The organism is Sphingomonas sp. (assembly GCF_036388215.1).
Lineage (GTDB): Bacteria > Pseudomonadota > Alphaproteobacteria > Sphingomonadales > Sphingomonadaceae > Sphingomonas.
On record NZ_DASVSH010000030.1, the window covers coordinates 81,999 to 103,984 of the forward strand.

The following is a 21,986-nucleotide window of genomic DNA, read 5'->3' on the forward strand; positions in this document are numbered from 1 at the left end:
AAAGGGCCGGGGAGAGGGGGCTATCGAGAGCGCGGTGCACATGCCCCTCTCCCTAGCCCTCTCCCCTTGAAGGGGAGAGGGAATAATAGAATGGCCGCGTTGACCGAAGAACAGACAATGCTGCGCGATATGGCGCGCGAATGGGCGGACAATGAATCGCCCGTCACTGCCTTTCGCAAGATGCGCAACGGCGCTCCCGCGAGCTTCTACGACCCCGAGGCCTGGGCCATGCAGGCCGAAATGGGCTGGGCGGGCATCCTGGTGCCTGAGGAACATGGTGGCGTGGGCATGGGCTATCTTTCGCTCGGGCTCGTGATCGAGCAGCTCGGCCGCAATCTCGCGGCGACGCCCCTTGCCGCGACCGCGGCTGCGACGGGCGCGATCCTGCTTGGCGGATCGGATGCGCAGAAGGCCGAATGGCTGCCCCGCATCGCCGCGGGCGAAATCGTCGCGGCGCTAGCAGTGGACGAAGGCCCCCGCTTCGCTCCGGAGAGCATCGAGGCGGCGGTCGAGGGCGGCAGGCTCAATGGCGCCAAGCAGTTCGTGGCCGAAGGCGACAGCGCCCAGCTCTTCGTCGTAGCCGCCGCGGACGGCCTGTATCTCGTCGCGGGCGACGAAGGAGTCACGCGCGCGCCGCGCAAGATGACCGACTCCCGCAGCCACGCGCAGATATGTTTCAAAAATGCCCCCGCTACCAGGCTTGAGGGCGGAGAGGACCTCCTCACTCAAGTAACCGATCGCGCCGCGATAGCCGTTTCGGCGGAGATGCTGGGCATGGCGGAAAGCGCTTTCGCCCAGACGAATGACTACCTGAAGACGCGGGTCCAGTTCGGCCAGGCGCTGGCGAGCTTCCAGGCGCTACAGCATCGCATGGCGCGGATGTTCACCGAGCTCGAACTGATGCGCTCGGCCGTGGAAGGCGCGCTGGAAGCCGCTGATTCCGGGCGCGCGAATATCAGCCAGGAGGCGAGCCTGGCCAAGGCGGTGGCGAACGAGACGCTGCACCTGGTCAGCCGCGAAATGGTCCAGCTTCACGGCGGCATCGGGATGACCGATGAGCATGACGCGGGCTTTTACCTCAAGCGTGCGCGGGTGCTGGAGCAGATGTGGGGCAATGCAGCGTGGCATCGCGATCGCTTCGCCCGGCTTAACGGCTATTGAGCGAGTGAAATACATTAGCGGATCGCTCGGTGCGTGCTGCTTGGCCAGGGTTATGGCATTTGCGCAACACTGCCGCTCCAGTCGCCTTTTGCAACGCTTGTTATGCTTGACGGACGCCAGGGAAATAGCTGTATTCGAGTTTGCGGTATGGAACTGGAAAGTTCCGGCCAATGTGGGAGAGGAATGATGATGCGGTTGCGCCTTTTAACGGCTTGCGCGGTGCCTGCGCTGATCCTGGGGATCGCGGCGCCCGCTTATGCGCAGGATGCCCAGACCACGACCGAGGCCGATGCGGCCGAGGATCAGACAGATTCAAGCACCATCGTCGTCACGGCGCAGGGCCGCGCACAGGCGCTGGCGGATGTCCCCCTGGCGGTCTCCGCCGTCAATGCGGAGACGATGAGCAATTCGGGCGCGAACGATATCCGCCAGCTCAATCAGCTTGCCCCGTCGCTGCTCGTCTCCTCCACCGGCAGCGAAGCCAATGGCTCGGCGCGTATCCGCGGCATCGGCACTGTCGGAGACAATCCGGGCCTTGAAAGCTCGGTCGCGGTGTTCATCGACGGCGTCTATCGCTCGCGTTCGGGCATCGGGCTAAGCGAATTGGGTGAGATCGAACGCGTCGAGGTTCTGCGCGGACCGCAGGGCACGCTGTTCGGCCGCAATGCGTCCGCCGGCCTGATCCACATCATCAGCAAGTCGCCTTCCTTCACCTTCGGCGCGAATGCCGAGGCGAGCTATGGCAATTATGACATGTACCGCGTTTCCGGGGGCATCACCGGGCCGCTCAGCAAGTCGATCGCAGCGCGGCTGGACGGCGTCTATGTGAAGCGCGACGGCTTCTATCGGGATCCCGCGAACAACACCGATGTGAACAACCGTGACCGCTATTTCCTCCGCGGCCAGCTACTGTTCGAGCCCACCAGCGAATTGAGCGTCCGCCTGATCGCCGATTACACCAAGCGCAACGAAGCGTGCTGCGGCGCGGTCTATATCGATCGCGGCGCGAACCAGTTCATCGGCGATCTGAACAACGTCGCCACGCCCATTACCACCGGATCCTTGCCGCCCGCGAACGGCAACAACATCATCAATGTGCTGCGCGATCTCGGCCAGAACGTCGCGGCGTTCAATACCACGTACAGCCGCTCGCTGTCGGTCACGCGGGGCCGCTTTTATGAAGGCGAGACCGAAGACCGCGGCGTGTCGCTCCAGGCCGATTATGATTTTGGCGGCGCAACGCTCACTTCGATCACCGCCTATCGCAAATATGACAGCAATCAGGGCGGCGACGTCGATTACAGCACCGTCGACATCCTCTACCGGGCGGCCGACGGCAATGGCAGCCGCAGCTTCGACACGTTCAGCCAGGAACTCCGGCTTCAGGGCGCGGCGTTCGGCGACACGCTCGACTGGCTTGTCGGCGGGTTCTTCGCCGATGAGACGCTCAACGTAACCGATAACCTGCGCTTCGGCACCCAATATGGCAGATACGCGGCGTGCCGGCTGATCAGCGGCGGCGGATTGGCGGCGCTCTATTCGCCGACGTCGCCGGGCTGCCTCGCCGCGCGCCCGGCGGCATTCGGCGCTGCCTCTCCGCTGATCTACGGCGCGATCGACAATCTCGACGCAATCAACGATCGCGGCACCACCCTGGATCGCTATCGCCAGAACAGCCGCAACTATGCTGTGTTCACGCACAACATTTTCCACCTTACCCAAACGGTCGATCTGACGCTGGGCCTGCGCTACACTTCTGAGCGCAAGCGCATGAATGCGGCGTTCGGAAACAACAATACCGGGTGCACCGCCAACCAGGCGTTGATCGGCGGCTTCATCAATCCGGCGAGCCCTGCATTCAACGCGGGCCTCTTCGGGGTCAGCAACTCGATCCTGGGCCTCTCTTGCGTGGGCAACTCCACCGCCGAGATCAACGGCGTCTCGATCGCCGACAGCCGCAGCGAGGACGAGTTCACGGGTACAGCGGTCGCTTCGTGGAAGCCGACGGAAGACCTGCTGCTTTATGCGAGCTATTCGCGCGGCTACAAGGCAGGCGGCTTCAATCTCGATCGCTCGGCGCTCAAGGCCCCGACTGCTACCTTCGCCAGCCTTGGCGGAGCGCAGGCGCTCGTCGGCAATCTCCAGTTCGACCCCGAGATCGTGAATTCCTACGAAGTCGGCGCGAAGTTCCAGCGAGGCCCAGTCAGCATCACGGTCACGGGCTTCCGCCAAGAGTTCAAGAACTTCCAGCTGAACACGTTCGACGGCACGGTCTTCATCGTCCAGAACGTCAATGGCTGCTCCACGGATCTGGGCGGCGCCGATCGCGATCAGAGCGTTCGCGTGGGCGGGGCGAATTTCGTCAATCCTAACATCGTGGCGGGTTCGGCATTCAGCCTGAACCCGGCGGCGGCGACAGGCGCGTGCGCGGCGGGCGACGTGACTTACGGCGTGCGTTCGCAGGGCGTGGAGCTGGAAGCATCGCTCAGCCCGCGCGCCGACATGCGCTTCAATCTGGGCCTGACCTATGCCGATACGCGCTATCGGGACAACCTGGTGGGGAACGCCAGCGGCGCGCCGCTCAGCCCGTCGCTGCGCAAGCTTCCGGGAGACAATCTGTCGAACGCGCCCGAGTTCGTGGCGACGGCATCCTATGCCTGGACGCCTTCGCTAGGGGGATCGGGCCTGTCCGGGCTCTTCTATGTCGATAGCCGCCTGTCCGACGATTATAATACCGGTTCGGATCTCTTCCCGCAGAAGGAGCAGGACTCGTTCGTAGTGGTCAACGGCCGCATCGGCATCCGTGGCCCGGACGAGCGCTGGGGCATCGAAGTCTGGGGCCAGAACCTGTTCGACAAGGATTATGCCCAGGTCGCGTTCAACTCGCCCTTCCAGGAAGGCGGCACCGGCGTTCCGCCCTTCGCGGCAGGGCTGAACGCATCGCCCTTCGTCGATCCGCAATATCCCGGCGGTCGCCAGATCTTTTCGCAATTCCTCGCAGAACCGCGGACCTATGGCATAACGTTGCGCGGGCGCTTCTGATTGGATGGGGGAGGGCGGCCAGGCCGCTCCCCTCTTCATCCCGATGGTCGATTTCAATTCAGCGGCGAACGCAGCCGATGCCCGGGCGATGAAGCGGCGGACGCTGACGCTCGCATTGCTGACGCTCACCTATTTCTTCAGCTATATGGATCGGCAGATCCTCGCGATCCTGCAGGAACTGATCAAGAAGGACCTGCATCTCAGCGACACCCAATTAGGGTTGCTCTCCGGGCTCGCCTTCGCGATTTTCTATGCGACTCTGGGCATCCCGGTCGCCAGGCTGGCCGACCGCGCGAACCGCAGGAATATCGTCGCGATCAGCCTCGCGATCTGGAGCGTGATGACGGCCGCTGGCGGTCTCGCGCAGAATTTCACCCAATTGCTGATCGCGCGAATTGGCGTCGGCATCGGCGAGGCAGGTTCCTCTCCCCCCAGCCATTCGATCATCGCCGACCTCTATCCGCCGGACCGGCGGGCGGGGGCGATGGGAGTCTATTCGCTGGGAGTGGTGCTGGGCGCGGCGCTTGGCACTTTTATCGGGGGACTCGTCGCCAGTGCTTATGGCTGGCGCGCGGCGATGTATGTGATCGGCCTGCCGGGCGTCGCGCTCGCAGTTGTCGTCTGGCTCTTCGTAGTCGAGCCGCGCCGGGGCCTGGCCGATCCGCGCCCTCACGATCCGGACGAGGCGGTGCCATCGCTCCGCCAGGGCTTCGCCTCGATTCTGGCGACCGCGCCGGCGCTCCATCTGGTGATGGCCGTGACGCTCACTTCGATGATCGGCTATGGCCTGACGGCTTGGGGACCGAGCTTCATGGTGCGCTCGCTCGGGTTCACCGTGCGCGAGATATCGCTGTACGTAGCCCTGCCCGCGGGCGCCGCCGGTGCGCTCTCGGCAGTGTTCGGCGGTAAACTGGCGGACAGGCTGGCGCGATCGCACGGGCTCTATGCACAGGCGACGATGGTAGCCGTGCTAAAGACGCTGGCATTGCCCTTTACGCTGGGGTTCTTCCTGCTCGGCAGCCCTGCCGCGGCGCTGGCCAGCTATTTCGCCTATGTCCTGCTCGCCAACAGCTATCTCGGCCCAACTTTCGCGCTGATCCAGGGACTCGCGCCGGTGCGGCTGCGGGCCTTGTGGGCGGCGATCACGTTGCTGGTGATCAACCTGATCGGGTTGGGGCTGGGGCCGACGCTGGTGGGCGTGATCAGCGACCTGCTCAAGCCGTCGCTGGGTACGGAGTCCCTGCGCTGGTCGATGCTGATCTTCGCGGCCGTGACGCCTTGGGCGATCTTCCATTTCTGGCGCGCCGGCGTGCTGCTCAAGCGCCAGGCTCAGCTTCAGCCCTCGAGCACTTTGTCGTCGAACAATCCGAATGCGAGCGTGGAGGCGTAAAAGGCGATCGCCTGGCCGCGGGGCATCGCGCTCGCCCATTTCCGCATGTCGAACGCGGCGTTCTGGAGCGCCATCAAGGCTTGCGAGGCGACCAGCGGATCGATCGGCCGGATCGAACCTTCGGCGATACCGTCCGACAGCATGCCGGCGAAGCGCCGTGCGATGCGGTTCGAGCGATCGATCATCGTGGAGCGCACGCGCGGGGGGAGGCCCGAGAGCGCGGTGGTGCGCAGCAAGGGGCCGCGCTCCGAGAATTGCACGTCGAGCAAGGTCGCCATCGTGCTTTCGAGCCGCTGCCAATGGCTGCCCGCATGGCTTTCCGCCAGCCGCTGCGCATCGGCGATGATGTCGAAGCTGCGCTTGTAGCAGGCGATGACCAGCTCGTCCTTGGCGTCGAGATGGTGATAGAAGCTGCCCTTGGTGACATTCAGTTCGCTCGCGATCTTCTGCACCGAAGCGCCGCGATAGCCGAGTTCGTTGATCAGGCGAGTGGCCGCCAGCAGGAAGGCGTCGCGGCCCGGCTCGGGCTCGTCATGCTCCAGGTCGAGCATCTCGGGAGCCCAGGCCTGGCCGGGCGCTGCGATGCCGCTGCGGAACACCTCCATCAGCCGGGCTTCGACGCGGGGATATTCGTCCACTTCGTAGCGCGCCAGCCAGGCGGGCAGCCAGAAGGTGTTTTCGAGCAACACATGTGCCCGCGCCCCATGCAGGTCGGTCTGCGCGCGGTTGGCGGCCGGCCCCCACAGGCTGCGCGTCTTGCGGAATATCCCGCGCCAGCGCTCGAGCAGTGCGCGCTTCACTGGCCCTTCCATCGCGCGCAGATCGGAAAGGATCGCGAAGTCGCGCTCATCGCCGCGGCGAATGCGCGCGAGCCTTTCCATGTTGATGGTGAGATAGCGAGCAACGCGCGCCTGCGGGTCCGCTTCCGCCCCGGCCTCGTCAAGCATCGCGGCCAGCCGATCAAGCGTCTGCTCGAAAGCGGCGGCCGCCAGGTCTTCCTTGCGCTTGAAATAATAAGTCACGCTGGTGGTATTGAGCCCAACGCGCCGCGCAACATCGGCGAAGGTCATTCCCTTCGCGCTCTGCTCGTTGATCGCGTCGGCGGCGGCGGCCAGGATCGCATCGCGCTTCGCCTGGAAGCGCTTGGTTCCGGCGACTTTTTCGGGCGCGTTCATCCGGCGCAGCTTACCCAATTTGGCCGCGGGCCAAAGCGCTTTTTTGAAAGCGCCTTGCGTCCAGATTCTAGGGCCGGTGCCCTTTACCGAAAATCGGGTACGCTCTAAGCCAATGTCGACAATGGGACGGAGAGAGTGCGATGGACTTCACGCTGACCGAGCGCGAGACCTATTTCCGCGATCGCGTGAAGGCGTTCATCGACAGCCGCATCCGGCCTCGCGACGCCGATTACCATGCCGAGGCGCATTCCGGCGAGCGCTGGAAGGTCAATCGCGTGCTTGAAGAGGTCAAGGCCGAGGCCAAGGCGCAGGGGCTGTGGAATTTCTTCATGCCCCCACATTCGGGCCAAGCCCATGTGGACGACAGCTTCGAGTTTCAGGGCGCGCAGCTAACCAATCTCGAATATGCCCTGTGTGCCGAAGAGATGGGCCGAATCGGCTGGGCGAGCGAAGTGTTCAATTGCTCCGCGCCTGACACCGGCAATATGGAAGTGTTCCACCGCTATGGCACCCGAGCGCAGAAGGACCGATGGCTGAAGCCGCTGATGGAAGGCGAGATTCGTTCGGCCTTCCTGATGACCGAACCTGCCGTCGCTTCCTCGGATGCGACCAACATCCAGACGGCGATGGTCCGAGACGGGGATCATTATGTGATCAACGGGCGCAAATGGTGGTCCTCGGGCGTGGGCGATCCGCGCTGCAAGGTCGCGATCGTGATGGGCAAGACCAATCCCGATGCTGCCAGGCACGCGCAGCAGAGCCAAGTCCTCGTGCCGCTGGATACGCCCGGCGTGAAGATCGAGCGAATGCTTTCGGTTTATGGGTATGATCACGCACCGCATGGACACGGCGAGGTGCTGCTTGAGGATGTGCGCGTCCCCGCCGAAAACATCCTGCTCGGCGAGGGGCGCGGATTCGAGATCGCCCAAGGGCGGCTGGGGCCGGGCCGCATCCACCATTGCATGCGCACCATCGGCGTGGCGGAAGAAGCGATCGAGGCAATGGCCAAGCGCCTGCTCAGCCGCGTCGCCTTTGGCAAGCGGATCGCCGACCATTCGATCTGGGAACAGCGCATCGCCCGCGCGCGCATCGATATCGAGATGACGCGGCTGCTTTGCCTCAAGGCGGCGGACATGATGGACAAGGCGGGCAACAAGGCCGCTCAGCTCGAGATCGCGATGATCAAGGTCCAGGCGCCGACAATGGCGCTGCAGATCCTGGATGATGCGATTCAGGCGCACGGCGGCGGCGGCGTATCGGGCGATTTCCACCTGGCGCATGATTGGGCGGCGGTGCGCACCTTGCGTTTCGCCGACGGACCGGACGAAGTTCACAACCGCGCGATCGCGCGCAACGAGTTCGGGAAATGGGGCGAGTGGAAGGTCGATAGGCCGTGAAAGCCGCGGTCCTTCACGAAGCCAAATCGCCCCTCCAGATCGAGGACGTGCAGGTCTCGAAGCCCGGCTCGCGCGAGGTGCTGATCCGCACCGTAGCGTGCGGGGTTTGCCGTTCCGACCTCCATTTCGTCGACGGCGCGTTCCCGCACCCCGTGCCGACCGTGCCGGGGCACGAAGCAGCGGGCGTAATCGAAGCAGTGGGCAGCGATGTCGCCCACCTAAAGGTCGGCGATCATGTGATCACTTTCTTCACCGTTTTCTGTGGCTCGTGCGAGATGTGCATCACCGGGCGTCCCTCGCTTTGCATCGATCCCTCGACGCGGCGGCCCGCCGACGCCGAGCCACGGCTGAGCCTTGCCAACGGCACACCGCTCGCGCCGTTCCTCAATCTCTCGGCGTTCGCGGAGATGATGCTCGTCCACGAAAACGCATGCGTCACGATCAGCAAGGAAATGCCGCTGGACCGGGCGGCGCTGCTGGGCTGCGCGGTGATCACCGGCGCGGGCGCGGTGTTTAACGACAGCCGTGTGCGCCCCGGCGAGAGCGTGGCGGTGATTGGTGCGGGCGGGATCGGGCTGGCGGCGATCAATGCGGCGAAGATCGCGGGGGCGGGGACGATCCTGGCGATCGATCCGATGCCCGAAAAGCGCGAACTGGCGCTCAAGCTCGGCGCGACGCATGTCATGGACCCGAGCAGCGAGACGATCGTCAAGGATGTGCTCAAGCTCACGGGTGGCGGAGTGCATTATGCGATCGAAGCGGTCGGCCGGCCGAACACCGCCGAACTTGCCTGGAACATCCTGCGCCGTGGCGGCACCGCGACGATCCTGGGGATGATCGCGCCGGGGGGCAATGTCAGCCTTCCGGGGCCGACCTTTCTTACCGGCAAGAAGATTCAGGGCTCTCTGTTGGGAAGCACGCGCTTTCCTATCGACATGCCGCGGCTGGTCCAGATGTATCTCGAAGGATTGCTCGATCTCGACACGATGGTGGCGGAGAGGATCAAGCTTGTGGATGTGAACGACGCGCTTGAGAAATTGCGCGATGGGCACAGCGTGCGTTCTGTGATCGAGTTCACATGAGCGACCTTGACGAAATCGGGCTCGGCGAGTGGCTGACGCGAAACGTCACCGGGTTTGCTGGACCGTTCACGATCGAGAAGTTTGCCGGCGGGCAGAGCAACCCTACGTACCGCATCCAGGCCGTCAGCGGCGCTTATGTGCTGCGCCGGAAGCCGTTCGGGCCGATCCTCCCCTCGGCGCACGCAGTGGAGCGCGAGCACCAGTTGATCGCGGCGTTGCACCCCACCGGCTTCCCGGTCGCGCGGCCTTATGGACTCTGCCAGAATATCGAAGTCATCAGTTCGCCCTTCTACATCATGGAAATGGTCGAGGGGCGGACGCTTTGGGACGGATCGCTGCCCGGCATGACGCCTGCCGAGCGGACAGCGCATTACGATGCAATCACCGATGCGCTCGCCGCGCTGCATTCGGTCGATTATGCCGCTGTCGGCCTCGGCGAATACGGCAAGCCGGGCAATTATTTCGAGCGCCAGGTCGCGCGCTGGTCGAAGCAATACCGCGCCAGCCAGACCGACGACATGCCCGAGGTGGAGAAGCTGATCGCGTGGCTGCCGCGCACCGTGCCCGAACAGACCCGCACCGCGATCGTCCATGGCGACTTCCGCATCGACAACATGATCTTCGCGCCCATCGGACCGCGCATCGCCGCGGTCCTCGATTGGGAACTCTCCACGCTCGGCGATCCGCTCGCGGACTTCTCCTATTACCTGATGAGTTGGGTGACCGAGCCCGAGGGACGTTCGGGCGTGAAGGGCATGACCGGCGACACAGGAATCCCGACGATCGAACATGTCGTGGAGCGCTATTGCGCCGCGACGGGCCGCGACGGCGTTCCCGATCTCAACTGGCATTTCGCGTACAATCTCTTCCGCCTCACCGGCATCGTCCAGGGCATCAAGAAGCGGATGATCGACGGAAATGCGTCTTCCGCCCAGGCAGCGGCAACCGTTGAGCGATTGCCGGGGCTGGCGGCGTCGGCGTGGGGATTCGCGCGGGAGGCGGGGGCATGAGGCTTCAAGGCAAGGTTGCGATCGTGACTGGCGCCGGCTCGGGCATCGGGCGCGCGACGGCTCGGTTGTTCGCGGCTGAAGGCGCGCGCGTGGTCGCGGCTGACGTGAGCGATGCGGTTGAGGAAACGGTCGCCGGCCTCGACAGGGCCATCGCCGTCCGCATGGACGCCGGCAGCGAAGCCGATGTCGAGCGCGTTGTCGCCATGGCCTGCGACAAGTTTGGCGGGCTTGATATCTTCTATGCCAATGCCGGCATTTCAGGCGGGGGCGAAGGCATCTTCGATTCCTCCGTGGCATTGTGGACCGAAGTGCTGCGGGTCAACCTGATCGGCCCTGCGCTGGCCATCAAGCATGCCGCGCCCCGGATCGTGGAGCGCGGCAGGGGTGCGATCCTCTGCACCGCCAGTGTGGCGGGCCTCCGCTCGGGTGCAGGCGGCCCGGCTTATTCGGCGAGCAAGGCGGGCGTGATCAATCTGGTCCAGACGGCCGCGCAGCAGCTTTCCACTTCAGGCGTCCGCGTCAATACGATCTGCCCCGGGCTCATCGAAACGGGCATGACCCAGCGTGCATTCGATTACGCCCGCGATAACGGCAAGCAGGACAAGCTCGGCCAGCTCAACCCGCTGCGCCGGGCGGGCCGACCGGAAGAGATTGCGAGGGTCGCGCTGTTCCTCGCGTCCGACGAGGCCAGCTACGTCAACGGGCAAGCGTGGGTGGTGGATGGCGGGCTGTCATCCAGTCACCCGGTGACGCGGCAATTATTCGGGAAGACGTCGTTCTAATTCCTTCTCCCAAAGCGAAGGGAATTATCCCTTCAGCCTAATCAGACCCTCCTGCGCCACGCTGGCGACGAGCCGCCCGTCGCGCGCGTAAATCCGCCCCCGATTGAAGCCGCGCGAATGGCCGGACCAGGGGCTGTCCGTCGAATAAAGCAGCCATTCGTCAAAGCGGAAGGGCTCGTGCAGCCACAAAGCGTGATCGAGGCTTGCGGTCTGCACCTTGCCCGTCATCCACGAAACCCCATGGGGCAACATGCAAGTGCCGAGCAGCGCCATGTCGGAGGCATAAGTGAGCATCGCGCGGTGGAGCGCCGGATCGTTGGGTAGCGGACCGACGACGCGGAACCAGCTATGCTGCACCGGCTCGCTGGGCTCTGGGCGAAACCAATTGCGCGGGGCGACCGGGCGGATTTCGATCGGCCTGGCGCGAAGGAAAAAGCGGCGGAACTTCTCCGGCACCTGCTCCTGCACTTCGTCACGCAGCTCACGTTCGGACCGCAGCGTTTCGGGCATCGGCACGTCGGGCATCTTTTCCTGATGGTGGAGCCCTTCCGAGGGAAGCTGGAAGCTCGCCGTCATGTTCAGGATCGGCTGACCCTTCTGCATCGCGATGACGCGCCGATTGGCAAAGCTGCGCCCCTCGAAATCGCGCACCACGCGGTAGATGATCGGATGATCCTCATCGCCGGGCCGCATGAAATATGCATGGAGCGAGTGGGCGATCTTGTCGTCACCGATCGAGCGCTGCGCGGCCTGCAGCGCCTGCGCGACCACTTGCCCGCCGAATACCCGGCCAATTCCCCCGGGATTGCGGGGGCCTCGATAGAGGTCGGTATCGATCTCCTCCATGTCCAGCAGCGTAGTGAGCTGGGCGACGAGATCAGCCGGGCTCTTCTGGTCGGACATCAATATCCCGCCGCTTGCGCCAGCGCGTCGGCGTGGAAATTGCTGTCGCCGAACATCTCGGCCAGGACGCGCGCTCGCTTCATGTAGAAGCCGATATCATATTCGTCGGTCATGCCGATGCCGCCATGCATCTGCACGCCTTCCTGCACGGCGAGCGTCGCCGCAAGGCCGGTCATGGCCTTGGCCACCGACACGGCCTCCGCGGCGTCCTGAGCGGAATCCAATAGCTGCTGCGCCTTGAGCACCGCGGCGCGCGCCACTTCCATCTCCGAGTAGAGATGCGCCGCGCGGTGCTGAAGCGCCTGGAAACTGCCGATCAGCTGGCCGAATTGCTTCCGTTCCTTGAGATAGGACACCGTCATGTCCATTGCCCCGCCGCCTACACCGAGCAGTTCCGCCGAAGCGCCGGTGCGGCCCGCCGCGAGCAAGCGGGCGAGGGGGGCGTCTCCGGCATCGACCTCGCCGACCACGGCGTCGGCATCCACTTCCACTCCGTCGAACTGCAGGTGCGCCGCCAGGCTCGCGTCCGCAAGTCGCTCGGGACTGGCGGTGAGGCTCTTGGCGTCACCGGGGATAGCAAACAGCGTGGTCCCGCCCTCGGTCCTTGCGGCAACGAGGATCAGGTCTGCGATATGCCCGTGCGCTACGAAGCGCTTGGCGCCGGTCAGCCGAAAACCGTTGCCCGCCCGCTCCGCCCGCATTTCGACGCGGCCGTCATGCTTGCGGCGCTCATCGATGGCCAAGGCCGCGACGGTTTCCCCGGCCAGGATGCCTGGATACCAGCGCGCGGCATGCGGCGTGCCCTGGAGCGCTTCGACGGCCGCGACGGCTGTAGACAGGAAAGGGGAGGGGGACAGGTTGCGCCCGATCTCTTCCAGCACAACCCCCGCCTCGACATGGCCGAGGCCCAGGCCCTGGTCCGCCTCGGGAATGAGGATACCGGTCAGGCCCATTTCGGCGAATTGCTTCCACAAGCCGCGGCTGAAGCCGGTGGCGTCCCCCGCATCGCGCAGCGCGCGCATATGGCTGACGGGCGCGTGTTCGGCGACGAAGTCGCGCGCGGTTTCGCGGAGCATTTGCTGTTCATCGTTGAGGTAGAGCGGCATTGTTCTGTCTTTCTTGCTCCCTCTCTCCGCTTGCGGGGAGAGGGCTGGGGAGAGGGGGCTGGTGAGAATGTGCAGTACTTGCCCCTCTCCCCGACCCTCTCCCCTGAAGGGGAGAGGGAGTTAAGAAGGAAGATCCAAAATCCGCTTGGCGATGATGTTGAGCTGGATCTCGCTCGTCCCGCCCTCGATCGAATTGGCTTTGGTACGCAGCCACGCGCGCGGCGCGGCGCCGCTGGCGGAAGCTTCGCTTTCCCATTCAAGCGCGTCGCTGCCGCCCGCGGCCATGAGCAGTTCGTGGCGCGCCTTGTTCAGCTCGGTGCCGTAATATTTCATCATCGAGGGCTGGGCGGGGTGCGCCCTGCCGGCCTTGAGCTCATCGATGAAGCGCTCGGACATCGCCGCGAACGCCCTGGAGCGGACCACGAACATCGCGATCTGCGCCCGCAGGATCGGGTCGATGCCTGCCCGCGCGGCCTCGATAAGGGGGTCCGCGCCGATTGTGCCAAGGCCCATGCCCGAGATCATCTCGCGCTCATGGCCGAGCAGATATTTGGCGACGTCCCAACCTTTATTCTCGTCATGGAGACGATTGGCCTTGGGCACCTTCACATTGTCGAAGAAAGTCTCGCAGAATGGTGAGTTGCCGCTGATGAGCAGGATCGGCCTGGTGCTGACGCCTTCGCTAGCCATGTCGAACAGCACGAAGCTGATGCCGCCTTGCTTGCTGCTCTTGTCGGTGCGCACCAGGCAGAAAATCCAGTCCGCCTTGTCGGCATAGCTGGTCCAGACCTTCTGGCCATTGACGATATAGTGATCGCCCGCGTCCTCGGCGGAGGTGGCCAGCCCCGCGAGATCCGAGCCCGCATTCGGCTCCGAATAGCCTTGGCACCACCGGATTTCGCCGCGTGCGATCTTGGGCAAGTGTTCGAGCTTCTGTTCCTCGGTGCCATATTTGAGGAGCGCGGGCCCAAGCATCGAAATGCCGAAGCTGTTGAGCGGGTTGCGGCATTTGAGCCGCGCCATTTCCTCGCGAAGGATCTTGGTCTCGGCCGGGCTGAGTCCACCCCCGCCATAGGCCACGGGCCAATCGGGAACAGTCCAGCCCCGCGCGCCCATCCGGTCCATCCAGAGTTTCTGGTCGGGATGTGCATATTCGGGATTACGCCCGCCCCAGGTGGCGTCCTTCTCGCTGCGCATGGGAGTGCGCATCGAGGGCGGGCAGTTTTCCTCAAGCCAGGCCCGGGTTTCGGAGCGGAAGGTTTCCAGTTCCTCGGTCATTTCTATCCTTCTTCTCCCTCTCCCCGTTTTCGGGGGAGAGGGGCGGGGTGAGGGTCTTCTTTTTTGCAAGCGTCTGGAAGAAGACCCTCACTCTCCCACCGCTTCGTGGCGGGCCCCTCTCTCTCCCGCGAAAGCGGGAGAGGTGTACTTGCTCAATTGAACCGCTCGCCCTTCTCCGCTTTCTCGCGGAGCAGGGGCGCGACTTCGAAGCCATGTTTTTCCAGCCCCGCGACGATCTTCTTCAGCCCTTCTGTGTCGCCCCAGAACATCGGCCCGCCCCGATAGACCGGCCAGCCATAGCCGTAGATCCATACCACATCGATATCGCTCGCCCGCTGCGCCTTGCCCTCGGCCAGGATCAGCGCGCCTTCGTTGACCATAGGGTAAAGCGTCCGCTCCACGATTTCCTCGTCGGTCACTTCATGCTGCACCGCCCCCGTTTTCTTGCGGAAATCCTTGATGATCTCGGCGACGCGGGGGCTGGGCGAAGGATTCCGCTTCTCGTCATAATCGTAGAAGCCGGCGCTCTTTTTCTGGCCCCAGCGGCCCTCGGCCGCGAGTGCATCGCGAATATTCTCGATGCGCGTTGGATCGCGGTGCCAGCCGATATCGACGCCCGCCAGGTCACTCATCTGGAACGGGCCCATCGGCATGCCGAACTCGACATGGACCTTGTCGATCTGCTCGGGGGTCGCGCCTTCCATCAGCAGCTTCATCGCCTCGACCTGGCGCGGCATCAGCATGCGATTGCCGATAAAGCCGTGGCAGACACCCGCAACCACTGCGACCTTCTTGATCTGCTTCGCGATCGCCATTGCGGTGGCGAGCACGTCGTCGGCGGTCTTGTCGCCGCGGACGACTTCCAACAGCTTCATGACATTGGCGGGAGAGAAGAAGTGCAGGCCGAGAACGTCCTGCGGGCGGCTGGTCGCCGCCGCGATTTCGTTCACGTCGAGGTAGGAGGTGTTCGAAGCGAGGATTGCGCCGGGCTTGGCGATCTTGTCGAGCTTGCCGAAGATGTCCTTCTTTACCGACATCTCCTCATAGACCGCCTCGATAATCAGGTCGCAATCGCCGAGATCGTCGAAGTTGAGCGTGGGCGTGAGCAATCCCATCGCCTGATCGACCTGCTCGGGCTTGATCCGGCCTTTGGCGGCGGAGCCCTCGTAATTCTTGCGCATCACTCCGGTGCCCCGATCGAGCGCTTCCTGCTGCATCTCGACGATCGTCACAGGAATGCCTGCGGAGAGGAAGTTCATCGAAATCCCGCCGCCCATCGTGCCCGCGCCGATAACGCCGACCTTCCTGATGTCGCGCAGCTTGATGTCTTCGGCGACGCCGTCGATCTTGCCCGCCTTGCGCTCCGCGAAGAAGATGTGGCGCTGCGCAGCGGACTGGACGCCCATGATGAGCTTCATGAAGCCCATGCGCTCTTTCTGGACGCCCTCGGCATAAGGCGTGCCCGCGGTCTGCTCGATCAGGTCGATGATCGTTGCGGGCGCCTCGAAGCCGCGGAAGCGCTTCGCGTTGGTCTTGCGGAAGGCGTCGAAGACTAGGGGATCGACGGTGACCGGACGCTCGCTGGAGCGCGAAATCGGCTTGCCGACGACTTCGTTGGCGAAGGCCACCGCGTCGGCGAGCAAGCTGTCCTCCCCGGCGATGCGATCGACCAGGCCGGCTTCCTTGGCCTGCGCGGCGGAGACCGGATCACCCTTGGCGGCCAGCTCGAGCGCGAAGGCAACGCCGGCCACGCGCGGCATGCGCTGCGTGCCGCCGGCACCGGGCAGGATACCGAGCTTGACCTCAGGCAGCCCAAACTTCGCCGAAGGCACTGCGATCCTGTAATGCGAAGCAAGCGCTACTTCGCAGCCGCCGCCCAGCGCGGTGCCGTGGATTGCGGCGACCACTGGCTTGTCCAGCGCTTCGATCGCATCGACCAGCACGGGCAGCGAGGGCTCCTGCATGGGCTTGCCGAATTCGGTGATGTCGGCGCCCGCGAAGAAGGTCTTGCCCGCACATGCGATCACGACCGCCTTGACGCTGTCGTCGCTCCTCGCTTCCTCGATCCCGGCCTGGAGACCCTGGCGAACGGCCGCGCCGAGGGCGTTCACCGGCGGGTTATCCGAAGTGAGTATCAGGACATCGCCCTGGCGGCTGGTGGTGATGACGGACATTCTAGTCTCCAGATTATACGAGTGCCGAATAGATGAGCGTCTTGAGCTCGCGGCGGATGGTGAAGGCGGATGAGGGGCTGACCTGCGTCATGAAGATCATGTGCAGCCGCTCTACGGGATCGATGAAGAAGGCAGTCGAGAACATTCCGCCCCAATAATATTCGCCCTCGCTGCCCGGGAGCAGCGTCTTGGCGACGTTCATGGTCACCGCGAAACCCAGGCCGAAGCCGGTGCCGGCGTTCGTCGTTTCGCTGAACAGGGACTGCGACATGCTCGCCAGATCGGAATCGCCCGGCAGGTGGTTGCGCGTCATCAAGTCGAGTGTCTTGCGGCTCACGATCCTTGCCCCATCGAGCACGCCACCGTTCAGGCACATCTGGCAGAATCGATGATAATCGAGCGAAGTGGAGACCAGCCCGCCGCCGCCCGAAAGCTGGGCCGGCGGCTTCGCCCAGGCCGACGCGGCGCCGGCATCATACATCACCCGGCCCTTTTCCGCCGTGATCGCATAGCAATCGGTGAGGCGGTGGAGCTTGTCGTCCGGCACCTGAAAGAAGGTATCGTTCATGCCCAGCGGCGCGAAAATCCGCTCGCGAAGGAAGCTGTCGAGGGCCTGGCCCGAAACGCGCTGCACGACTGCGCCGAGCACATCCGTCGAGACCGAATAATTCCATTCGTCGCCGGGAGAGAATTCGAGTGGCAGCTTGCCCAATTCGGCGACGAATTCGTCGAGCGTCAGGCCGCCATGCCAGCGCTCGAGCTTCAGGTCGCGATACGCCGCGTCGATCGGTGTGCGCTCCTGAAAACCGTAGGTAAGGCCGCTGGTGTGCCGCAGCAAATCAATCATTCGCATTGGCTGAGCGGCAGGGCGCGTCTGCCAGGCGCCATGCTGACCGCCGGTAAACACAGGCTGATTTTTGAATTCGGGGAGGATGCGGTGCACCGGCGTGTCGAGCGCTACCTTCGCCTCTTCCACCAGCATCATGAAGGCGATCGAAGTTATGGGCTTGGTCATGGATGCGATGCGGTAAAGTGAGGTTTCATCCACAGGGGATCCGCCATCCCGTGCAAGACCCTGATGGGAGAAATGCACGATTTCACCACCGCGAGCGATCAGCAGCTGGCAATTGGGCAGCAGCCCCGAATCGAGATAGCGTTCCCGCAGATAAGGCTCGATCCGCGCCAGCCGCGATGCATCGAAACCCAGTGCTTCAGGGGCGTAGCCCGTCATGGAAATGCCATACCTCTCGTTCGAATCCCTGTCGCCGCTTCCGGCGGCCGCGGTCGAACTCCTATTGCCTTGAGCGCTGTTTGAATCAACACTAACGTGATTTCGGCGTGGCCTTGCGGCCAAACCCAACATTCAGAATGACATATGGAGACTATGCGCTTGGCCCCCGATCCGATCGTGCCGCTGGACCCGAATTGGCCCGCAATGTCACTGGAACAGGCCCAGGCGCTGCTGACCGCGCCGGGCGCCAGGTTCGAGATGGATACGGTGGAAATCCGGGGCGTGCCCACGCGCGTCTGGAAGAACGCTCCTCCGACGCTACGGCTTCTGGCGCAAATGGTGCGCGCTTATGGGGCACGCGAGTTCACGGTCTACGAAGACGAGCGCATCACCTATGAGGCGAACTACCGCGCCACTTCGCACATTGCGCACAAGCTGATCGGCATGGGCGTGAAGAAGGGCGACCGCATTGCACTGGCGATGCGCAACCTGCCCGAATGGCCCGCGATCTTCTTCGCCGGCGCGAGCATCGGCGCCATCATGGTTCCGCTCAACGCCTGGTGGACCGGAGGCGAACTCGAATACGCGCTCAACGATTCGGGTGCGAAGTTGCTTTTCGTAGACGGTGAGCGGCACGAGCGGCTGAAGGATTGCTACACCAAGCTTCCCGCGCTTGAGCGGGTCGTTGTGAGCCGCGCTAAGGGCGAGCTCGACGGCAGCGCGAGCCGGCTTGAAGTGCTGATCGGCACGCGCAGCGACTGGGCGTCGCTGGAAGATATCGGCTTTCCCGATGTCGAGATCGCGCCCGACGACGATGCGACGATCTTCTATACCAGCGGGACGACGGGTAGCCCCAAGGGCGCGCTGGGCACCCACCGCAATTTCTCCACCAACATAATGTCCAGCGGCTACACCGCCGCACGCGCGATGCTCCGCCGGGGGGAAACGCCGCCGGCAACGCCCGAGCCGAAGGTGATGCTGCTGGTCATCCCGCTCTTCCACGTCACTGCCTGCAGTGCGGCGTTGATGACGGTCGTGGCGACCGGATCGACGCTGGTCTTCATGCGCAAATGGGAGCCTGAGCTTGCGATGGAACTCATCCAGCGCGAGGGCGTGCATGCGACGGGCGGCGTGCCGACGATCGCCTGGCAGCTCATCGAGCATCCCGAGCGTCACAAATACGACCTCTCCAGCCTGGAGAGCATCTCCTATGGCGGCGCGCCCTCCGCGCCGGAACTGGTAAAGCGCATCTTCGAGGAATTCGGGGCGCTGCCCGGGAACGGCTGGGGAATGACCGAGACGACAGCGACGGTCAGCCAGCATTCCGCCGAGGACTATCTGAATCGCCCGACCAGCGCCGGGCCGCCCGTGGCCGCGGCCGACCTCAAGATCATGGACCCCGAAGGCGAGCGCGAGCTTCCGACCGGCGAGGTCGGCGAGCTATGGGCCAGCGGGCCGATGATCGTGAAGGGCTATTGGAACAAGCCCGAAGCGACTGCCCAGACCTTCGTCAACGGCTGGGTGCGCACCGGCGATCTGGCGCGGATCGATGAGGACGGGTTCCTCTATATCGTCGATCGCGCCAAGGACATGATCATCCGCGGCGGCGAGAACATCTATTCGAGCGAAGTCGAGGACGTGCTGTATGCCCACCCTGCCGTGACCGACGCGGCGCTCGTGGGCGTGCCGCATCGCCAGCTTGGCGAAGTGCCGGCGGCGGTGGTGCATCTGGCGCCGGGGACCAGCGCAACCGAGGCCGAGCTCCAGGATTGGATCCGCGAGCGGCTGGCCGGGTTCAAGGTCCCGGTGCACATCCGCTTCGTAAAGGACACATTGCCGCGCAACGCGAACGGCAAAATCCTGAAGACGGACCTGCGCCAGCTGTTCGCGGCCGAAGCTACTTCCTGATCGGCGCTGCTATTTCGGGCCGAGCGCGAAATCCACGCTGACAGTCGCGCCGGTCTCGTTGGTGCCTGCCATCAGGGGCGGGGCCGGTGCAGCTTCGACGGCAACGGGGGCCATGTCATAGCGTGCGTCCATCGTGGCTACACCGGGCTGCGCATTGTCGCGGATGCGGAGGACGCGGGCGACCTTGAGCCCGGCAGCTTCCGCATAAGCGTCGGCGCGGGCGCGGGCGGCCATGAATGCGGCGGCATAGGCGCTTCGGCCGGCTGCCTCCGGATTGGCGGTGCGGAAATCGGGTCCGGACATCGTATTCGCGCCCGCGGCGGTGGCGGTACCGAGTGCCTGTGCGGCCTTGTCTACCGCGCGCATGCGGACATTGACGGTGTTGCCCGCCTGGAACTTGCCCCGGTTCGGCCCCCAATCCTGCTTGGCGATCGATATCTGGCTGGTCTGGATATCAGCTTCGACGACGCCCTCTGTCTTGAGCGCGGCGATGATGGCGGCCATCTTGCGAGCGTTCGCGTTGCTCGCTTCCGCCGCGGTCGCACCGAAGGTGGAGACGCCGACCGAGAAGCGGGCCTCATCGGGCTTGGACTCGGCCTTGCCGGTGGCGACCACCTGAACCAGCACTTCGTCGCGGGCGACGCCGCGAGGATCGGACGGGGGTGGCGAGCACCCGGCTGCCGCCAAAGCCAATACAGTAAAGGGCGCGAGCTTGAGCATGGACCTCTCCCTAACTTTCGGAAATGATACATTGTATCGCGGGTGTTGCAACAGGTTCGTCAGGTGAGGACGGAGCGCACCGCCGCCTGCCATCCCGCCAGTCGTGCCTCCCGTGCCCCGGCATCCAGCTTCGCCTCGAACGTCTGCCCCGGCCCGCGCATAGCAGCCGCATCCTCAAGAGACGCGAACATCCCGCAACCAACCCCCGCCAGCATCGCCGCGCCCAAGGCGGTCGTCTCCGCGAAATCGGGCCTGTCGACCGGCAAATCCAGCATGTCCGCCAGATCCTGTGCGATCCAGTCGTTGGTCACCATGCCGCCGTCGATCCGCAGCCTCGCCCAATCGGCGCCGTCGGCCGCGAAGGCGGTCTTCAGATTGTGACTCTGATGGGCCATCGCCTCCAGCGCGGCGCGGACGATATGCGCGCGGGTGCTCGAAAAGCTGAGACCGGAAATCGCGGCCCGGGCCTCCGGCTCCCACCATGGCGCGCCCAGGCCGCTGAGTGCGGGAACCAGGAATACGCCGCCATTGTCTTGCACCGAGCGGGCAATCGCCTCGGTCTCGGGCGCGGTCTCGATTAAATTGACCGAATCGCGAAGCCACTGGATCAGGCTGCCCGCAACGAACACCGATCCCTCGATCGCATAGGTCCGCCGTCCGCCGAGCTGCCAGAGCACGGTGGCGAGCAAACGGTTCTTCGAAGAGGGCGGGGTCGCGCCCGCATTGGTCAGCACGAAGGCGCCGGTGCCGAAAGTGGCTTTGGTGTCACCTTTGGCGAAGCATGCCTGGCCGATGGTGGCTGCCTGCTGGTCGCCCGCCATGCCGCATATCGGGATCGAACCGCCGAACACCGGGGTGGTGCCGTAATTGCCCGCGCAATCGACGATCTCGGGCAGGGCGTCGCGTGGCACGTTGAACATGCCGAGCAGGCCGTCGCTCCAGCCGCCCGAGCCGAGGCCCATCAGCAGCGTGCGCGAAGCGTTGGTCGCGTCGGTGATGTGCAAGCCCCCGGTGAGCTTCCATACCAGCCAGCTCTCTATCGTGCCGATGGCCAGCCGCTCGCCCGCACCCTTCAACTGCGGCCAATGTTCCATCGCCCAGGCGATCTTGGTGCCCGAGAAATAGGGATCCAGCAGCAGCCCGGTGCGGGCCTGCACGCCGGGCTCCTCGCCCGCCTCACGCAACTTGCGGCACAGGGGCGCGCTGCGGCGATCCTGCCAGACGATCGCCGGGGCCAGCGGCTCGCCGGTCGTCTTGTCCCAGAACACGATGGTCTCGCGCTGGTTGGTGATGCCGATAGCCGCGATCGCGCCCGGACCACCCGCCTTCGACACCATCGCCGAAGCGCATTCCAGGCTTCGGCGCCAGATTTCGTTGGCGTCATGCTCGACCAGGCCGGGCCCCGGATAATGCTGGGTAAGCTCGGCCGCGTGCGACCCAAGGCATTTTCCATGGGGGGCGAACAGCATCGCGCGAGTGGAAGTCGTGCCTTCATCGATGACCAGGAGTATCTCGCCCATCGATACAGGCTAGCCGGGATTACAAGCGCTGCAAATGCCGCTAGAGAACGAATGGGTGTGGGAGGCATTGTGAGCGACAAGTCCGAAACCATTGGCAATGGCGGTCC

The 21,986-nt window shown here is 64.4% G+C and carries 16 protein-coding genes; 8 read left to right on the top strand and 8 right to left on the bottom strand.

Features of this window, described 5'->3' with window-relative positions:
* The first annotated feature begins 90 nt into the window (after window positions 1-90).
* The 3 genes from VF617_RS11440 (at window position 91) to VF617_RS11450 (ending at window position 5,593) form a co-directional block, all read left to right on the top strand.
* Window positions 91-1,161, top strand: a complete 1,071-nt coding sequence (locus tag VF617_RS11440; RefSeq protein ID WP_331015017.1) for an acyl-CoA dehydrogenase family protein — start codon at window positions 91-93, stop codon at window positions 1,159-1,161.
* A 186-nt stretch (window positions 1,162-1,347) separates the two neighbouring features.
* Entirely contained in the window at window positions 1,348-4,203 is a 2,856-nt protein-coding gene (locus VF617_RS11445) for a TonB-dependent receptor (protein WP_331015018.1), read from the top strand.
* Window positions 4,204-4,207: 4 nt separating this feature from the next.
* Window positions 4,208-5,593 carry an MFS transporter gene (locus VF617_RS11450; protein ID WP_331015019.1) on the top strand — a complete coding sequence of 462 codons (1,386 nt, stop codon included), beginning with the start codon at window positions 4,208-4,210 and terminating at the stop codon, window positions 5,591-5,593.
* Here VF617_RS11450 and VF617_RS11455 read toward each other — a convergent pair.
* Entirely contained in the window at window positions 5,539-6,768 is a 1,230-nt protein-coding gene (locus VF617_RS11455) for a TetR/AcrR family transcriptional regulator (protein WP_331015020.1), read from the bottom strand. The genes VF617_RS11450 and VF617_RS11455 overlap by 55 nt on opposite strands.
* Before the next feature lie 140 nt (window positions 6,769-6,908).
* On the opposite strand from VF617_RS11455, the gene VF617_RS11460 reads away from it, so the two are divergent.
* Genes VF617_RS11460 through VF617_RS11475 form a run of 4 tightly spaced genes read left to right on the top strand, consistent with a single transcriptional unit; the run spans window position 6,909 to window position 11,039 of the window.
* On the top strand, window positions 6,909-8,165 hold the full coding sequence (locus VF617_RS11460) for an acyl-CoA dehydrogenase family protein (protein WP_331015021.1): 1,257 nt from the start codon (window positions 6,909-6,911) through the stop codon (window positions 8,163-8,165).
* Window positions 8,162-9,247 (top strand): Zn-dependent alcohol dehydrogenase, encoded by a 1,086-nt coding sequence (locus VF617_RS11465; RefSeq protein WP_331015022.1) that lies wholly within the window; start codon window positions 8,162-8,164, stop codon window positions 9,245-9,247. The genes VF617_RS11460 and VF617_RS11465 overlap by 4 nt, the downstream gene beginning before the upstream one ends.
* Window positions 9,244-10,257, top strand: coding sequence for a phosphotransferase family protein (locus tag VF617_RS11470; protein ID WP_331015023.1), 1,014 nt, complete (start codon window positions 9,244-9,246; stop codon window positions 10,255-10,257). The genes VF617_RS11465 and VF617_RS11470 overlap by 4 nt, the downstream gene beginning before the upstream one ends.
* On the top strand, window positions 10,254-11,039 hold the full coding sequence (locus VF617_RS11475) for an SDR family oxidoreductase (RefSeq protein WP_331015024.1): 786 nt from the start codon (window positions 10,254-10,256) through the stop codon (window positions 11,037-11,039). The genes VF617_RS11470 and VF617_RS11475 overlap by 4 nt, the downstream gene beginning before the upstream one ends.
* A gap of 24 nt (window positions 11,040-11,063) precedes the next feature.
* Here VF617_RS11475 and VF617_RS11480 read toward each other — a convergent pair whose 3' ends face one another.
* The 5 genes from VF617_RS11480 to VF617_RS11500 form a co-directional block, all read right to left on the bottom strand.
* Window positions 11,064-11,942 (bottom strand): acyl-CoA thioesterase II, encoded by an 879-nt coding sequence (locus VF617_RS11480; protein ID WP_331015025.1) that lies wholly within the window; start codon window positions 11,940-11,942, stop codon window positions 11,064-11,066.
* Window positions 11,942-13,048: an acyl-CoA dehydrogenase family protein gene (locus VF617_RS11485; protein WP_331015026.1), complete on the bottom strand. Its 1,107-nt coding sequence runs from the start codon at window positions 13,046-13,048 to the stop codon at window positions 11,942-11,944. The genes VF617_RS11480 and VF617_RS11485 overlap by 1 nt, the downstream gene beginning before the upstream one ends.
* A 120-nt stretch (window positions 13,049-13,168) precedes the next feature.
* Window positions 13,169-14,326, bottom strand: coding sequence for an acyl-CoA dehydrogenase family protein (locus VF617_RS11490; protein ID WP_331015027.1), 1,158 nt, complete (start codon window positions 14,324-14,326; stop codon window positions 13,169-13,171).
* A 152-nt stretch (window positions 14,327-14,478) separates the two neighbouring features.
* A complete protein-coding gene (locus VF617_RS11495; protein ID WP_331015028.1) occupies window positions 14,479-16,500 on the bottom strand; it encodes a 3-hydroxyacyl-CoA dehydrogenase NAD-binding domain-containing protein in 2,022 nt (673 codons plus the stop codon).
* 13 nt (window positions 16,501-16,513) lie between these two features.
* Entirely contained in the window at window positions 16,514-17,731 is a 1,218-nt protein-coding gene (locus tag VF617_RS11500) for a serine hydrolase domain-containing protein (protein ID WP_331015029.1), read from the bottom strand.
* A gap of 153 nt (window positions 17,732-17,884) precedes the next feature.
* Here VF617_RS11500 and VF617_RS11505 point away from each other — a divergent pair, with 153 nt between their 5' ends.
* Window positions 17,885-19,639, top strand: coding sequence for a class I adenylate-forming enzyme family protein (locus VF617_RS11505; protein ID WP_331015208.1), 1,755 nt, complete (start codon window positions 17,885-17,887; stop codon window positions 19,637-19,639).
* A gap of 9 nt (window positions 19,640-19,648) precedes the next feature.
* Here the strand turns inward: VF617_RS11505 and VF617_RS11510 are convergent, their stop codons facing one another.
* Together VF617_RS11510 and VF617_RS11515 are read right to left on the bottom strand one after the other, a co-directional pair.
* The gene (locus VF617_RS11510; protein ID WP_331015030.1) at window positions 19,649-20,359 is read right to left on the bottom strand and encodes an SIMPL domain-containing protein; all 711 of its coding nucleotides are present in this window, start codon (window positions 20,357-20,359) and stop codon (window positions 19,649-19,651) included.
* 59 nt (window positions 20,360-20,418) lie between these two features.
* On the bottom strand, window positions 20,419-21,879 hold the full coding sequence (locus VF617_RS11515) for a glycerol kinase (protein ID WP_331015031.1): 1,461 nt from the start codon (window positions 21,877-21,879) through the stop codon (window positions 20,419-20,421).
* Window positions 21,880-21,986 lie beyond the last annotated feature (107 nt).

What these genes read in the sequence shown, in the direction of transcription:
- VF617_RS11440 (WP_331015017.1), top strand. Translation starts at nt 91, where the DNA reads ATGGCCGCGTTGACCGAAGAACAGACAATGCTGCGCGATATGGCGCGC.
- VF617_RS11510 (WP_331015030.1), bottom strand. Translation starts at nt 20,359, where the DNA reads ATGCTCAAGCTCGCGCCCTTTACTGTATTGGCTTTGGCGGCAGCCGGG.
- VF617_RS11450 (WP_331015019.1), top strand. Translation starts at nt 4,208, where the DNA reads ATGGGGGAGGGCGGCCAGGCCGCTCCCCTCTTCATCCCGATGGTCGAT.
- VF617_RS11495 (WP_331015028.1), bottom strand. Translation starts at nt 16,500, where the DNA reads ATGTCCGTCATCACCACCAGCCGCCAGGGCGATGTCCTGATACTCACT.
- VF617_RS11490 (WP_331015027.1), bottom strand. Translation starts at nt 14,326, where the DNA reads ATGACCGAGGAACTGGAAACCTTCCGCTCCGAAACCCGGGCCTGGCTT.
- VF617_RS11505 (WP_331015208.1), top strand. Translation starts at nt 17,885, where the DNA reads ATGCGCTTGGCCCCCGATCCGATCGTGCCGCTGGACCCGAATTGGCCC.
- VF617_RS11445 (WP_331015018.1), top strand. Translation starts at nt 1,348, where the DNA reads ATGATGCGGTTGCGCCTTTTAACGGCTTGCGCGGTGCCTGCGCTGATC.
- VF617_RS11480 (WP_331015025.1), bottom strand. Translation starts at nt 11,942, where the DNA reads ATGTCCGACCAGAAGAGCCCGGCTGATCTCGTCGCCCAGCTCACTACG.
- VF617_RS11455 (WP_331015020.1), bottom strand. Translation starts at nt 6,768, where the DNA reads ATGAACGCGCCCGAAAAAGTCGCCGGAACCAAGCGCTTCCAGGCGAAG.
- VF617_RS11460 (WP_331015021.1), top strand. Translation starts at nt 6,909, where the DNA reads ATGGACTTCACGCTGACCGAGCGCGAGACCTATTTCCGCGATCGCGTG.
- VF617_RS11475 (WP_331015024.1), top strand. Translation starts at nt 10,254, where the DNA reads ATGAGGCTTCAAGGCAAGGTTGCGATCGTGACTGGCGCCGGCTCGGGC.
- VF617_RS11500 (WP_331015029.1), bottom strand. Translation starts at nt 17,731, where the DNA reads ATGACGGGCTACGCCCCTGAAGCACTGGGTTTCGATGCATCGCGGCTG.
- VF617_RS11470 (WP_331015023.1), top strand. Translation starts at nt 9,244, where the DNA reads ATGAGCGACCTTGACGAAATCGGGCTCGGCGAGTGGCTGACGCGAAAC.
- VF617_RS11515 (WP_331015031.1), bottom strand. Translation starts at nt 21,879, where the DNA reads ATGGGCGAGATACTCCTGGTCATCGATGAAGGCACGACTTCCACTCGC.
- VF617_RS11485 (WP_331015026.1), bottom strand. Translation starts at nt 13,048, where the DNA reads ATGCCGCTCTACCTCAACGATGAACAGCAAATGCTCCGCGAAACCGCG.